Raw genomic sequence first — 15,390 nt, forward strand, 5'->3', positions numbered from 1 at the left:
ATCATGAAAAACACGGCCGACAAGCCGCAGGCCAAGGTATGGTACCATGCCGGCAAATGGTGGAGCGTGCTGGCGGCCAGGGGCGGCACCAAGCTGTTCCGCCTCGACAGCACCACCTGGACGCCCACGCTGACCCTTACGTCTTCGGAAAACGTGCATGCCGATTGTCGCGTGCTGGGCAACGTTACCCATATCCTCCTGTTCGAGCCGGAAGATGATTCCTACCTGGTGTCGGTGGAATACGATGCCGGCACGGGCAGGTACAAGCTGTGGAGCAAACGCACCTCCCGGGTGGAGTTGCCCTTTGGCTCCGGGGCCGAATCGGCCACGCTGGCCATCGACGGCGACGGCCGCATGTGGATCGCCTCGGCGGCCAAGACCGATGTGAACGTACGCTGGAGTGATGCCCCCTATTCCAGCTGGAGCGATACCTTCCGCATCGCCCAGGGCATTACCGATGATGATATTTGCGCCCTTGTGCCGATGCCGGGAAAAATAGGGGTGCTGTGGTCGGACCAGAACACCCAGCGCTTCGGCTTCAAAACGCATAACGACGGCGCCGACCCGCGCCAGTGGTCGGCCGACGAAGCGCCGGCCTCGGGCCAGGCCCAGAGCAGGGGCAACGGTTTTGGCGACGACCACATGAACATCCTCTGCGCCGGCGACGGCACCCTTTATTGCGCGGTGAAGACCTCCTACGACTCGCCGGGCTACCCCAAGATCTCGCTGCTCAAACGCACCCCTTCGGGCAGCTGGACCTTTTACCCGGTATCCTCCATCGAAGGCACCCGGGGCATAGCGGTGCTGAACGAAAGGGCGCAGAAGTTAAGAGTAGTGTATGGCTCGAAAGAGGAGGGAGGCGACATTATTTACCGCGAAACCGCCGTGCCCGATATTTCCTTCGGGCCCCCCAAAACGCTGATCAGCGGCCGGTACCTGTTCAACGAGGCCACCAGCACCCACCAGCCCACCAACGGCGAAGTGGTGATCCTGGCCACCAACCAGGACCTTGATCCGAAGCAGGCCGTGGGCGTGCTGGCCCGCGACGAGGACAGCGCACCGCCTGCCACTGCCCCTGCCGGTCCTTCCGAACAGGAGGTGCTGACGACCCGGGCCGCAGCCCGGAACAGCTGGAATGCCTCGCTGACGGCCTTTCCCAACCCCGCCTCGGGTCCTACCACCCTGAGCTTTACCCTGCCGCAGCCGGAAAAGTACCGCCTGGTGCTGTACGACAGCAAGGGCGCCCGGGTAGGGGTACTCGATAAAGGCCGGGCGGAAGCGGGGCGCACCACCACCTTCGGCTTCGATGCCGGGCGGCTGGCGGGCGGCCTGTACCTGGTGCGGCTGCAGACCGCTACCGGCAGCAAAACCGTGCAGCTGATCGTGGAGCAATAGTACGTTCCGGAAGCGCGAAAATTCCAGGGAGGCAGGAAAAAGCGGGTGCTTTTCCTGCCTCCCTTTTCTTTTGGCCCCCGGCTATCGGGAAGGGTGGGGCGCCTGATTTTCAGGGGCTTAAAATTGGCTTAAAATACGGTTGTGTTTTTTCCCGGAAATTCTTCAGATTTGTAGCCTAACCTCAGCAACATTTATGGATGGGCTGTCGTTACAGCTGTTGTAAGGATCCAATATTTTATCCCCTACCCCCACAAAACGATTTCGAAAAACCTCAGCTTCCCAACCCGCTTCCCCTTCTGATCAAAGGCAAAAGGCAGGTGCTGACAAACGTTAGGAACAGCGTACGGACGTTGCCCTCCGCCCGGCGGCAGGAACCGTTCGCCGCTCTTCGTTCAACGAAAGGTTGCACTTCTGCGCTTTCTCTTTATGTAGACATCTTCCCAGTACTCCCAGTACCCTTCTGAAGGATACCCATTTCATGGCGTGCTTCGGACCAGGAAATCCCTGTCCGGGCCCCTGCATGCCCTTCCTGAAACCGGTATCTGCTTCCGTCTGCCCTGAAAGCCGCCTCATTATTCATTAAAACCTTTCTGTCATGAAAAGGAAGATTACCCTGAAACCATTTGTAAACCTCCCGCTCTTCCTGCTGCTGGTACTGCACCTAACGGCCTCCTTCGGTCCCGGGCGGCCGCAAAAGAAAAAGGAGCGCTCCCCGGCGGACATTACCGCCGGCACGCTGGTGGGCCACTGGAAAATGAACGAATCCGGCAGCACCACCATCACCGACCATTCCGGCACCGGCAACCATGCGACACTGTTGAAAACAAAAGACGTTACCTGGCCCGCCGGCCAGGAAGGGCTGGCCCTGAGCCTGCCCGGCACCCTGGAGCGCTATGCCACCGCTCCCAACACGGCTTCGCTCAATATTACCGACGCCATCTCCATCGCTGCCTGGATAAGACCCATCGAGGTGCGCAACGGCACTATTTTGGCCAAGGGCGCCACCAACGGCTACGAGCTGTGCATCAACAGCAGCAATAAGGTGGAGTTCCGCTTCAATACCGGCACCAACGGTTCCACCTACCGCATCGCCTCGGTGGCCAACTACCCCACCAATGCCACCACCTGGGTGCACGTGGCGGCCACCTACGACGGCGCCACCGCCCGCATGTATATCAACGGGGTGCAGAACGCTTCGGTGACCTTTGCCACCCCTGCGGCCATCATCAGCAATACCGGTGTGCTCACCATCGGTTCGCTGGCGGGGGAGCGCCGCTGGAAGGGGGCCATGGACGACCTGCGGCTGTACCGCGGCGCCCTGACCGCCGATGAAGTGCAGACCGTGATGAACGGCACGCCCCCGGCGCCGCCGCCCGCCCCGGTGTTGGTGGCACCCGCGGATGGGGCCACCAATGTGTCGCAGACACCGACACTGAGCTGGAATACCGCCGCCGGCGCTACCCGTTACGGGGTGCAGGTTTCGGAATTTTCCAACTTCTCCACCCTTGCCTATTCCCAGGAAAACCTGGGCACCACTTCGGTACAGCCTACCGGTCTTGCCGGGGGCAAGCTGTATTACTGGCGGGTGCATGCCGGTAACAGCGGCGGCGACGGCGACTGGTCGGCGACGCGCAGCTTTACTACGGCCCTGCCCCTGCCGGCAGCGCCTACGCTGGTAGCGCCTGCGGATGGTGCCACCAACCAGGCCACCGACCTGACCCTGAGCTGGAATGCGGCTTCCAACGCCCAGACGTATTCCCTGGAAATATCCGCACAAAGCAATTTTTCCACTACGGCCTTTAGCGCTTCCAACCTTGGTAGCACCAGCGTGCAGGCCGCCGGGCTAGCCGCCGGTACGCAGTACTTCTGGCGGGTAAGAGGTGTCAACAGTACCGGGGGGGGCAATTTTTCACTAACGCGGAGTTTTACCACGGCCTCGGCACCGCCGCCGCTGCCGGGTACGCCCACGCTGAGCGCTCCTGGGGATGGTGCTACCAACCAGGCCATCAACCCGACCCTGAGCTGGACTGCCGCTTCCAATGCCCAGAGCTACAGGGTGGAAGTTTCGGAAAACAGCGGGTTCAGCCCCACCGTCTTTGCGCAAAGCAACATATCCGGCACCTCGGTGCAGGCCGGCGGCCTGGCTGCGGCTACGCAATACTTTTGGCGGGTAAGGGCCACCAATGCCACGGGCGACGGCGACTATTCGCTGACGCGGAGCTTTACCACGGCATCCGCCCCGCCGCCTGGCGCCACCGCCCTGGTCCATTACTGGAATTTTAACGACACCTTTCACCTGCAGCCGCCGGCCTTTACATTGGGCGGGGGCACGCTGAGAGTGGATTCTGCCACCACCACCCAGGCCATTGGCGGAACGGGCCAGAACTTTGCCGGCATCAACGCCCGCAACGGGGAGGCCGCCGGGACGCACTTCCGCCTGAACAATCCCATCGGGTCCACGGTTACCTTCGGGATTCCCTCCACCGGCTTCGACAGCGTGGTGGTGAAGTACGAAACCCGGCGTTCGGGTACCGGGGCCGGCACACAGCAGATCAGCTATAGCCTCGACGGCACCAATTATACGGCGCTGCAGTCGCTGGTGGTGGCCGATGCCGATCCCGTGCTGGTGACGCTGAACCTGCACGGCATCAGCGGCACCGCCAACAATGCCAACCTGAAGCTCCGCATCCAGTTCGTGCAGGGAGCAGGCGGTACGGCCGGCAACAACCGTTTCGACAACCTGACGGTGGAGGGCCGCAACACGGGCGGTGTACCGCCCCCGGGCCAGGTGACCACGCTGAGCCCCGCCGACGGCGCGCAGAACCAGCAACTGCTGCCCGAGCTGAGCTGGCAGGCCGTGGCCAATGTGGCCGGCTACCACGTGCAGGTGGCCACTTCCGACCAGTTCACCACGCTGGTCGCCGCGAAAACCGTTTCCGGCGCCACCCGCTACCAACTGGAAACACCCCTGGCCGTTGCTACTACCTATTTCTGGCGGGTGCGGGCGGCGAATGCCGGCGGCGATGGCTCCTGGTCGGTCGTCAAGTCGTTCCGCACCATTAATTCCACTACCGTCTACCAGCTGGCGATCAACGAGGTGATGTCGTCCAACAACGCGGCCATCACCGATGAGGACGGGGATTTCTCCGACTGGATCGAGCTGTATAACTACGGCACTACCGCCATCAACCTGCAGGGCTTCGGCCTGTCGGACGATTACGCCACGCCCTTCAAATGGGTGTTCCCCTCCCGGACGCTGAACCCGGGCGCCTTCCTGCTCGTGTGGGCTTCCAGCAAGAACCGTACACCGGCCTCGGGGCAATTGCATACCAACTTTGCCATAGGCGCCGAGGGCGAGGAAGTGGTGCTGACCGCTCCCGGCGGCAGCCGGGTGGATTCCCTGCCCGCCATTGCCATCCCCACCAACGTTTCCCGCGGCCGCGAGCCGAATGGGACCGGGACCCTGCAGTTCTTCTCTACCTATACTCCCGGTGCCTCCAATATCCCGGGCTACAGGGAAGTGTTGCCGGTACCCATTTTCTCGGTGGCCCCCGGCGTTTATTCCACCAACCAGAGCGTGGCGCTTTCGCATTCCGATGCGTCGGTGACCATCCGCTACACCCTCGACGGCTCGATCCCGACGGCTTCCTCGCCCGTGTATTCGTTGCCGTTCACGGTTACCGACCGCTCCAGCCAGCAAAACGTGCTGTCGCTGATCCCCACCAACGAGATCTCCAGCGGCTCGCGGGCCTGGGAAGAACCTTCGGGTACGGTGCGTAAAGGCACCATCATCCGGGCCAGGGCGTTCAAGGCCGGTGCCGACGCGTCGGCGGTAACCACCGGCACCTACCTGGTGCTGCCGGGCCGCAAATACACCCTGCCCGTGGTGTCGGTGGTGTCGCCGCGCGACAGCCTGTTCGGTGATGCCCGGGGCATCTATGTACCCGGCGACAACTACGACGGCAGCGATGAAACCGGCAACTACTACATGGAAGGCGACGACTGGGAACGGCCCGGCTCCATCGAGTACTTCGGACCGGACCTGAAGTTCCAGCAGAATATCGGGCTGCGGATCAACGGCGACTTCAGCCGCCGCTTTCCCCAGAAATCCCTGCGGGTGATTGCACGGACCGAGTACGGAAAGGCCACCCTCGACTACCCGATTTTTCCCAACTATTCCCAGAACAGCTTCAAGCGGTGGATCCTGCGCAACTCGGGCAACGACTGGGGCCATACGATGTTCAAGGATGCGCTGGCTCATATGCTCGTCAGCCATATCATGCCCACCCAGCACTACCGGCCGTCGGTGGTCTTCATCAACGGCGAATACTGGGGCATTCACAACTTCCGCGAACGGCCGGATCGGTTCTTTGTCGCCCAGCTCTACGGTGTGGATCCCGACAACATCGACTACCTGGTGAGCGAGCAGGAAGTGGAAGAGGGCGATGCCGTGAACTACAACGAAATGCTCAATTACATCCGCAATACCAACTTGTCCACCCCCGCCGGCTTTGCGGGCGTGACCCAACGGATGGACGTGGACAATTTTGCGGATTACTTTGCTGCCGAAGCGTTCTACGGAAATACCGACTGGCCGCAGAGCAATATCGATTACTGGAGGGCCCGTGTGCCGTACAATCCCTCGGCCCCTGCCGGCCAGGACGGCCGCTGGCGGTGGCTGTTGCACGACGTGGACCTGGGCCTCTCGGATCCCGGCTTTAATGCCATCGAGTGGATCACCGACGAAGAGAACGGCGATGGCGGCGGCACCTGGCCCAACGAGCTGCTGCGCAAGCTGCTGACCAACCAGGACTTCAAATTCAACTTCATCAACCGCATGGCCGACCAGCTCAATACCGCCTTCCTGCCCACCCGGGTGAATGCCCTGATCGACAGCATCAAGGCGGTCGTGGAACCCGAGATCCCCGAGCACGAATTGCGGTGGGGCCGGCCTTCGCTTTCCCGGTTCACCAGCGATGTGGACGTGATGAAGACCTTTGCCACCCAACGGCCCTCCAACCACCGGTCGCATATCCGGTCGTTCTTCGGCCTGGGCAGCGACCTGGTAATCACGCTGAACTGCGACAGGACCCAGGGCAGCATCAAGATCAACTCGCTGACCATCAACAGCACGACCGTCGGCGCCAACCCTGCCCAGCCTTATCCCTGGCAGGGCACTTACTTCGGCGGCGTGCCCCTGACCCTGAAGGCCCTGCCCAACCCCGGCTTCGCCTTCGTACGCTGGCAGGTGGGCACCCAGCAGTTCACCACCGAGGAGCTCCGCATCACCCCCTCTGCGGCTACCTCCATCACCGCCATTTTCACCGCCACTTCAGGCGTGAAACCCACCCTGACCACGCCCGTCAACGGCGCCACCGGCGTAGCGGTTTCGCCCTCGGCCACCCTGTCGTGGAGCACGCTGTCGGGAGCTTCCTCCTACCGCCTGCAGGTATCGCTGTCGCCTGACTTTGCCACTACGGTCTACGACCAAAGCGGCATCAGCGGCACTTCCGCAAGCGTATCAGGATTGCAGAACAACACCGTCTACCACTGGCGCGTAGCCGCAGCCCTCACTGCCGGCGGCACCAGCAACTGGTCCGATACCTGGAGCTTCACCACCGTCACCGCCGTCACCCCCTTGCCGGGAGCCGTGACCCTGAGCGCACCGGCGAATGGCGCCACCGGCGTACCCACGAGTCCCAACCTGGTGTGGAACGCGGCCGCCAATGCCGCCAACTACAGCGTGCAGGTAGCGACCAGCAACAGCTTCACCACACCTGTAGTGAACCGCGACAATGTGGGCGGCACCAGCGCTTCGATAACCGGCCTGTCGGCCAACACGGTTTACTTCTGGAGGGTTAGGGCCCACAACGGCGCCGGCTCCTCCGACTGGTCCGCTGTGTGGAGCTTTACCACGGCCCCCGCTACCTCGGCCATCCTGGCCGGTCACTGGCGGATGAACGAAGGCAGCGGTACGGTACTCAGCGATGCTTCGGGCAACGCCAACCATGCCACCTTCGTGAAGGCCGGCGACGTCACCTGGGTTACGGGTAAGGAAGCCCTGGCGGTAAGCATGCCGGGCACCACCGACCGGTATGCCCGCGCTTCCAACGCGGCTTCGCTCAACATCACCAGCGCCATTACGGTTGCCGCCTGGATCAGGCCCATAGAAGTGCGCAACGGCACTATTTTGGCCAAAGGCGCCACCAATGGCTACGAGCTGTTCATCAACAGCAGCGGCAAGGTGGAGTTCCGCTTCAACACCGGCACCAACGGCTCTACGTACCGCATCGCTTCAGCGGCCAACTACCCCACCAATGCCACCACCTGGGCGCACGTGGCCGCCACCTACGACGGCGCCACCGCCCGGATGTACATCAACGGGGTCCAGGATGCCTCGGTGACCTTCGCTACGCCTGCGGCCATTATTAGCAATACCGGTGCGCTGACCATTGGCTCGCTGAACGGCAGCCAGCGCTGGAAGGGAGCTATGGACGACCTGCGCTTGTACGGCAGCGCGCTGAGCGCTTCGGAGATCGCGGGCATCTTTGCGGCCACGAACAGCATTACTTCGCGGCCGTTGCAGGAGGAAAGCAGCCTGGAAAAGGCCGGAAGCGTACGGTTGTATCCCAACCCCGTATCGGAGACCATCCACCTGGCCTTCCCTGCGGGGGTGAGCGGAAAGGTATCGGTACGCATCACCGATGTGTCGGGCAAGCAGTACCTGGAGTCGGCATCCACCCTCAGCGGCGGCCTGCTGACGATCAGCCTGTTGCAGGCGCAGATGGGTCCGGGCGTGTACTTCCTGGCCGTGAAATCGGCGGACTACAGCGAGGTCTTCAAGTTTGTGAAGAACTGATCTATACAGTACCGTTATTAAAAAGGAAGGGAGCGACCGCTCCCTTCCTTTTTTGTGAGAATGAAACAAAACGCAATAGAATGCAACAAATCTTAGGCGGAACAGGAAATTCTATTTACCGTACGTACGAAAGGGTGAAAATGTAAATTCTCCCGGAACCTGGTAGGGCCACAGGAAGGGTGCCTGGTATTGGGGCACCCCGTTCCTCCAGGCGTTGGGGTAGCGGGCGCAGGGTGTATTGATGGCGTCGGTGACACCCGAAGGGTAGCAGTTCGGCATATCGTAAATGCCGTAGGGATCAAAAAAGTACCACCGGTTGTCGGTAGGATCGCGGCGGGCATAAAAGATGTGCAGGTGTGTGTTGGGACCGCCGCTGCCCCGCTTGCCGCCCGGGCCTGTATTACCCGCCCAGGCGATCACCTGGCCGGCCGACACGGTTTTTCCCAGCAGGCTCTTGTCGATCGTTTCGGAATTCGTGCCCCAATGGTCGCTCTTGAGGTTGCGGGAGGCCCCGTCCTGGGAGCAGCCGGTTTCGGTCAGGTGGGTTTTGAAGTCCGTCAGGTCGGTGCCGCTGATGGTGGGTACCGTCAGCGACCACGAATTGCTGCAGTCGTTGGAAGCCCCGTCGCGCAGGTGCATGTAGATGGTGCGGTAGGCATCCGTTACACCGCCCACATCATGGCTGATGACGATGGTATTGCCCGACCAGTTGTCCCAGCCGATGTGGATCACCCGGCCGGCAGCGGCGGCCACTACTTTGAAGGTGCTGCCGTCGGTACGGCTGTAATCCAGGGCGTGGTGCCAGCCGCCGTTGCTGTAGCGCCAGCCGTTCTTGCTCATGGACTGGCCCGACTGGAAGGGCAGCGTCAGGAACCGGTCGCGCACATCGATCGCCGAAAAGCGGATATAAGCCTGGTTGCCGTTGAGCACCGCGGGCCAGCGGTAAAAGACCATCCCGCCGGCAGGAGGCGTGGGGCAGGTGCCGGGCCGCCCTTCGCAGTGCGTGGTGGTGGCGGTGATGCCGTAATTGTACTGTTCCCGCCAGGACGTAGCGCCGTCATCGGGCATGATCACGTGGTTTTCGCAGCCGATACAGCTGCTGGGATAAATCTCGATGTCATTCAGGCGCAGGTTCTGCTGGCCGAGCTCGTACCATTTGGAGGTAATGTTTTCCCAGTCCACCCCCGCCCAGAGGTAATAGCCGTCCGAGCCGCTGCGCCACACGCCAATGTATTTCCGTCCGTTATCTTCATACATTTCGATATCGATCAGGCGCATGTTCTGGCGGCCCAGCTCATTCCACTTGGCCACGAAATTGTTCCAGTCCACGCCGGCCCAGAGGTAATAGCCATCCGAGCCGCCGCGCCAGACACCCGAGTACAGGCGGACCCCGTTTTCCACATAGGTTTCGATATCTACCAGGCGCAGGTTCTGGCGCCCCAGCTCATTCCATTTGGCCACGAAATTGCTCCAGGTTACGCCCGACCACAGGTAGTAGCCGTCCGAACCGCCGCGCCAGACGCCGATATACAGGCGGACGCCGTTTTCCACATAGGTTTCGATATCGATCAGGCGCATGTTCTGACGGCCCAGTTCGTTCCATTTGGCCACGAAGTTCGACCAGGTAACGCCGGCCCAGAGGTAATAGCCGTCCGAGCCGCCGCGCCAGACGCCCGAATACAGCCTGCGGCCGCCTTCTACATAGGTTTCAATGTCCATCAGGCGCAGGTTGAGCCGTCCCAGTTCGTTCCACTTGGCCACAAAGCTGTTCCAGTCCACGCCGCTCCAGAGGTAGTAACCGTCCGAACCGCCCCGCCAGACGCCGATATAATTCTGGGAAGAGGCGGGCCGGGCAACCAAAAGGGTGAAAAACAACAGCAGGCCTTGGAGGGAGCGCCGGAGGAAGGAGCCGACAGCGCCTGCAGCCAGCCTGCACGCAGGTGTTGGGTAGAGTGGGTGTTGCATGATGATTCCTTGTGCGGTTAAGAATGAAGGGGTGCGTTGTTGCCCTCACAGGGCAGGAAGAACTCCGGGGGAAGAAGAAATCAGGTGTAGGTCTGCCGGACAGCGGTGACTGCCGGACAAAGCGGTATGCTTCCTCAAAAGTAGAATAAATTTTCTGGATGTATTTTTGTTTTCTTTAACACGTGCCGGGCTATAGGGTCGCTTTCCGGCGCCGGCACGGGGGAAAGAAACCTGTACCGTGCATCGGGCTTTTCTTTTAATTTGCATGTATGGGTAGAAACCGTCCTGCATGCGGGAAGATTCCCGTCTGCAAAAACCGATCCCTGCAGGGCCGGCGGCTGCAGTTCACCAATCCGACAACTACATGGAGTTTATCATCATCTTCGTCCTGATCTTTATCAATGGTTTTTTTGCGCTTTCCGAAATTTCCGTGGTCTCGGCCCGTCCCGCCCGTCTCGATGCCCTGGCCAAAAAAGGCGATGCCGGCGCCCGCAGGGCCGCGGAGCTGGCGAAAAACCCCAGCCGCTTTCTTTCTACCGTACAGGTGGGCATTACCCTGATCGGTATCCTCACCGGTATCTTCGGCGGGGAGGCCATCGCCGAAAAGCTAGAGGTCGTACTGCAACGGTCGCCCCTGCTGGCCCCCTACAGCAGCGGCCTGTCCGTGGCCATCGTGGTGATCATCATAACCTATTTCTCCATTGTTATCGGCGAGCTGGTGCCCAAGCGCATCGGCCTGACCATGCCCGAAAAGATCGCTCCCTTCGTTTCCCGCCCCATGTTCGTATTATCGAAGATCGCGGCGCCTTTCATCTGGCTGTTGTCCAAGTCCACCGAATTGCTCATCCGGCTGTTCAAGATCAAGCGGGCCGACGACAACCACGTCACCGAGGAAGAGATCAAGGCCATCGTGCAGGAAAGTGCCGAAGCCGGGGCCATCGATGAGATCGAACATGAGATCGTGACCAATATTTTCCAGCTGGGCGACCGCACCGTCAGCTCGCTGATGACGCCCCGCAACCAGCTGGTGTGGATCGACAGCAGCAAGCCCTTTGCGCAGCAGATGCACCCGCTGGCCGAGGAAGACCTGGCCATTTACCCCGTCTGCCGGGGCGACCTCGACGAGATCGAAGGGGTCTTTCACCTCCGCGATTATGCCCGGGCGCTGCTCAAAGGCGAGGAATGGTCGCTGGCGAAGTGGGTGAAGAAGCCCCAGTTCCTGCCCGAGAACATGAAGGCCTATAAAGCGCTGGCGATCTTCCAGGAAACCCGGGTGCACTTTGGCGTGGTGGTGGACGAGTACGGGTCCATCCAGGGGGTGATCACCCTCAACGACCTGCTGGACGCCATGGTGGGCGACATCATTACCGGGGAAGGAGAGGAGCGCAACATCGTGCAGCGCGAGGACGGGTCCTGGCTGGTAAGCGGCAGCACCCATATCGACGACCTGACGGACCTGATCGGCGAGGCCAGCGAGGAACGGCAGTTCAACACGGTGGCGGGACTGGTGCTGCATGCCGCCAGCCATATCCCCCGGGTAGGTTTCCAATTTAAATGGAAGGGGCACGTCATCGAAGTGGTCGACATGGACGGGCACAAGGTGGATAAAGTGCTGATCCGGCGAAAAGAAACTTCCGGCTGACCGGCAGCGGGGCAGCCGGGCGCCACTTTGGAATAATGGTTGCAGATGTTTCATCTTTCCGTATTGTTTCCGGACGTAATGCTTAACATGCAAAGAAAGCCGCCATGACCCCCAAAGCACCTTTATCCTACCGGCCCGGGGAAAAAGGAGCGCTCCCGCTCCCTCACCTGTTGTTGCAGGTTCCCCTGCCGGCCTTCCTGTTGCAGGAAAAAAATTTCCTGGTCGACCAGGCCAACGAACAGGCCCAGGGCCTGTGGGGCTGGAGCGCCGAAGAGCTCCGCCACCGGTCGTTCCCCGACCTGTTCGATTCTGCCTTTCACCGGGATGTGCAGGAAGCCCTGGAGCAGGTGCGGCAATCGGGAACGGCGGTGGAAGTGCCGGAAGTATTGCTGCTTTCCGCGGCGGCCGGCGGCGGGCCGGAGCGGTCCCTGACCCTGAAGATCGGGCCGGTAACCGATGCGCAGGGCCATCTCACCGCCCTGGTGGCGGTTTGCCTGGACGTGACCGGCGAGGTGACCGTGCGCCGCATAGCCGAAGAAACCGAACAAGGCCTCAAGGAACAATTCCAGCACACGTTTGAAAATGCGGCCGTGGGCATTGCCCATGTGGCGCCCGACGGCAGCTGGCTGCTGGTAAATAACCGCCTCTGTTCCATCATCGGCTACAGCCCGGAGGAACTGCGGGAGCTGACCTTCCAGGACATTACCCACCCCGACGATATCGAAGCCGACCTGGCCTATGCCCGGCAGCTGCTCTCGGGAAAGCTGAAAAGCTACTCCATGGAAAAGCGTTATTTCCACAAAGATGGCTCGTGGGTATGGGTCAGCCTGGTGGTTTCGCTGGTGCGTGACAGTGAAGGACAGCCGCAATATTTTATTTCCGTAGTCAAAGATATTTCCAAGCGTAAAAAGGCCGAGGAAGCCCTGAAGGAAAGCGAAGAACGCTTCCGTTCCCTGGCCGATGATGCGCCGATGTGGGTATGGATGGCCGATACCAGGGCCCAGGTGTTCTATGTCAACAAGGAGGAGCTGCGCTACCTGGGTCTTTCCCAGGTGGGGGAGCTGGGCAACCTGCATTGGGAACAGTATGTGCATCCCGACGATGTGGACCGCATTTACCAGACCTACAGCGAAGCGGTCCGCACCCAAAGCCCCTACACCCTTGAATGCCGCCACCGCAACCGGCAGACCGGCGGCTACGAATGGTTCCTGTTCAAGGGCGTACCCCGCTTCGAGCACGGCACTTTTGCCGGCTATATCGGCACGGCCATCAACATCCACGCCCAGAAGCTGCTGACCGAACAGCTCGAACACCTGGTGGAAGAGCGTACCCAGGAGCTGCAGCGGTCCAACGACGACCTGCAGCAGTTTGCCCACGTGGTCTCGCATGACCTGAAGGAGCCGGTGCGGAAGATCCGCACCTTCAGCAGCCGTGCCGCCAGCGAAATGGGGGGCGCCCTGCCCGACAAGGTCAAACAGTACCTGGAGAAAATGGACCAGGCGGCCAGCCGCATGTACAGCCTCATCGAAGGGGTGCTGACCTACGCCTCGGCGGGCGCCACGGCCATAGACCTCGTGCCCGTCCCCCTGACGGAGATCATCCGGGGCGTGGAAACCGACCTGGAGATGGTGCTGCAGCAGAAGGAGGGCGTGCTGACCTGCGAGGACCTGCCGGTGGTGGAAGGGGCGCCGGTGCTCCTGCACCAGCTGTTTTACAACCTTATTAATAATTCCCTGAAGTTTTCCCGCGAGGGCGTACCGCCCCGCATTTCGGTTTCGTATGAGCGGGTAAAAGGCGACCGCCTGCCGCACCCCCTGCCCGGTGCGAACCGCGACTATGTTCTTATCCGCCTGCAGGACAACGGCATTGGTTTCCGTAATGAAGAGGTGGACCAGATCTTTAAGCCTTTTGGCCGGCTGCACGCCAAAACGAAGTACGAAGGTACCGGCCTCGGCCTGGCGCTCTGCAAAAAGATCGCCGAGCGCCATGGCGGCGCCCTGCTGGCCGAAGGAAAGGAAGGCGAAGGCGCCACCTTTACGGTGATCCTGCCGGCCGCCTCACCCCCGTCCCCTCTCCACATGGAGAGGGGACGGGGGTGAGGCGGCGGTTTGGTAGGCCGGCAGCAGGATGGTGAAGCAGGCCCCTTTGTCGGGTTCGGAAAAGGCCGAGATCTCGCCGCGGTGGTTGGACACGATCTTTTTGCAGAGGGCCAGGCCGATGCCCGTGCCGCCATAGGAGTAGCGGTCGTTCAGGCGCTGGAACAACTGGAAGATCTTGTCGGCATATTGCTGTTCGAAGCCGATGCCGTTGTCCTGCAGGGTAATGGCAAAGAGCGGCGGCCCCTTCCGGCCTTCCCCTTCGTTTTCCAGCCGTTCTACGGCAATGCGGATCTCGGGCGGCACGCCGGGGCGGGAGAATTTTAAGGCGTTGTTGATGAGGTTGTAAAAAAGCTGGTGCATCTGCAGCGGAACGGCCTGGATAATGGGCAGGTGATCTGAAAGGAGGATGCCGCCTTTTTGCTGGATCAGCAGTTCCAGGTCGGAGCGGACGCCGGCAATGACGCTGTTCAGGTCCGTGTCGGCAAAGCTCAGGTCATTGCGGGTCTGCCGCGAATAGTTCAGCAGGTCGTCGATGATCACCGCCATGCGGCGGGCCGATTCGCGGATTTTGGTAATGAAGCGGCGGTCCGTATCGCCCAGGGCGGGGCCGGTATTCTCTTCCAGGAACGAGGCAAAGGTCTGGATTTTGCGCAGGGGTTCCTGCATGTCGTGGCTGGCAGCGTAGGCGAACTGTTCCAGCTCGCGGTTCGACCGTTCCAGCTGGTTGTTGGCGTTGGTGAGGTCGATGGTGCGTTTTTCCACTTCCTTTTCCAGGGCTTCGGCGGCTTCCTTCTGGTCGTGCAGGTCGATGCACGAGCCGATAAAGCCGGCAAAGGCGCCATCGGCGCCATAGCGGGGCGCGGCGGAAGCCGACACCCAGCGGTACTGCCCGTCGTGGCGGCGGAGGCGGAATTCCCAGGTAAAGTTCCGGCGGGTCCGGAAGGCGGTGGCAAATAATTGCAGCAGGTCGGGCCGGTCGTCGGGATGGACCCCTTGCTGCCAGCCGTCGCCGTATTCCTCCTCGCTGCGGCGGCCGGTAAACTGCAGCCAGCCCCGGTTGACGAAGTTAAAATTCCTGCCGGGCCCGGCCATCCAGATCATGACCGGGGCGGTATCGGCCACCGTGCGGAAGCGGAGCTCGCTTTCCTCGATCTTGCGGCGGCTTTCCATCAGCTCGGTGATCTCGTGGGCCAGCACCAGCACCCCGGTGGCCCGGTCATCCCCATCACGCAGGGCCTGGAACACGAAGTTGAAATAGCCCTGTTGTTCCCCGCCGGGGTGGCTCAGGGTCACCGGCACTTCGTTTCCGAAATAAGGTTCGCCCGTTTGCAGCACCCCCCGCAGGATGCTGCCGATGCCCTGCGAGATAATGCCCGGCATGCTTTCCAGCACGGGGCGCCCGGCAATGTCCTCGCGTTTGCGGCCCACGA

6 protein-coding genes are annotated in these 15,390 nt (G+C 61.3%); 4 read left to right on the forward strand and 2 right to left on the reverse strand.

Features of this window, described 5'->3' with window-relative positions; all coding sequences use genetic code 11:
• Both V9K67_RS10360 and V9K67_RS10365 read left to right on the forward strand, forming a co-directional pair.
• On the forward strand, positions 1-1,395 hold a 1,395-nt coding region (locus V9K67_RS10360), incomplete at its 5' end, for a T9SS type A sorting domain-containing protein (protein ID WP_336722114.1).
• A 595-nt stretch (positions 1,396-1,990) separates the two neighbouring features.
• Positions 1,991-8,254, forward strand: a complete 6,264-nt coding sequence (locus V9K67_RS10365) for a LamG-like jellyroll fold domain-containing protein (protein WP_336722117.1) — start codon at positions 1,991-1,993, stop codon at positions 8,252-8,254.
• Positions 8,255-8,365: 111 nt separating this feature from the next.
• On the opposite strand, the gene V9K67_RS10370 is transcribed toward V9K67_RS10365, so the two are convergent.
• Complete coding sequence (locus V9K67_RS10370) at positions 8,366-10,219, reverse strand: M23 family metallopeptidase (protein ID WP_336722118.1); 1,854 nt, start codon at positions 10,217-10,219, stop codon at positions 8,366-8,368.
• A 364-nt stretch (positions 10,220-10,583) separates the two neighbouring features.
• Between V9K67_RS10370 and V9K67_RS10375 the strand changes: the two genes are divergently transcribed.
• Together V9K67_RS10375 and V9K67_RS10380 are read left to right on the forward strand one after the other, a co-directional pair.
• Entirely contained in the window at positions 10,584-11,861 is a 1,278-nt protein-coding gene (locus V9K67_RS10375) for a hemolysin family protein (RefSeq protein WP_336722119.1), read from the forward strand.
• A gap of 104 nt (positions 11,862-11,965) precedes the next feature.
• On the forward strand, positions 11,966-13,960 hold the full coding sequence (locus tag V9K67_RS10380; protein ID WP_336722121.1) for a PAS domain S-box protein: 1,995 nt from the start codon (positions 11,966-11,968) through the stop codon (positions 13,958-13,960).
• Here V9K67_RS10380 and V9K67_RS10385 read toward each other — a convergent pair.
• On the reverse strand, positions 13,919-15,388 hold the full coding sequence (locus V9K67_RS10385; RefSeq protein ID WP_336722123.1) for a PAS domain-containing sensor histidine kinase: 1,470 nt from the start codon (positions 15,386-15,388) through the stop codon (positions 13,919-13,921). The two genes, V9K67_RS10380 and V9K67_RS10385, sit on opposite strands and share 42 nt — an antisense overlap.
• Between the last annotated feature and the right edge of the window lie 2 nt (positions 15,389-15,390).

Source organism: Huijunlia imazamoxiresistens, from assembly GCF_037132455.1.
Lineage (GTDB): Bacteria > Bacteroidota > Bacteroidia > Chitinophagales > Chitinophagaceae > Flavisolibacter > Flavisolibacter imazamoxiresistens.